Annotated in this window: 1 protein-coding gene; it reads right to left on the bottom strand. The window is 71.3% G+C overall.

Annotated features, from left to right (window positions below):
- Positions 1–714: phosphopantetheine-binding protein (locus ACX4ZE_RS22905; protein WP_480275534.1), on the bottom strand; the 714-nt coding region annotated here is incomplete at both ends.

Below are 714 nucleotides of genomic sequence, written 5' to 3'. Positions count from 1 at the left end.
GGCCGAGGGGCCTTCGAACCGGTGGATGAACCACAACCGTCGCTGCGCGAACGACACCGGTATCGGCTCCGGCCGCTGGGCCACCGCCAATACCGGCCGCACCACCACCTCGTCGTCGAGGTGCGGGACCAGCCGGGCGATGGTGGGGGCGTCGAACACCGTCCGGATGGGGACCTCTACCCCCAGGACGGTCCGGATGCGGCTCACCAGCCGGGTCGCCGACAGGGAATGTCCGCCCAGGTCGAAGAAGTCGTCGTCGATCCCGACCCGGGCTATCCCGAGGACGTCGCCGAACAACTCCGCCAGCGCCTGTTCGCGCGCCGTGCGTGGTGCCCGATACGCCACCCGCGAGACGAGCTGCGGGTCCGGTAGCGCGGCGTGGTCGAGTTTCCCGTTCGGGGTCAACGGCATCGCCTCGAGGGCGATGACCGTGGCCGGGACCATGAACTCCGGTAGCCGCTCGGTCACGAACCGCCGCAGCACCGCGGGGTCGACCGCGGTGTCGGGGGCGGGATCGGTCACCACGTACCCGATCAACTGTGTGCCCGCCCCCGCCCCGGGCGCCTCTCGGGCTGTGACCACCGCCTGTGTCACCGCTGGATGGGTCCCCAGTACCGCCGCCACCTCCCCCGGCTCCACCCGGTACCCCCGGATCTTCACCTGCTCATCGACCCGGCCCACGAACTCGAGTTCTCCGCCCGTCGTCCAGCGCGC

It is taken from the genome of Nocardia sp. TBRC8007, assembly GCF_056629435.1.
This window is presented reverse-complemented; position numbering and strand designations above follow the sequence as displayed.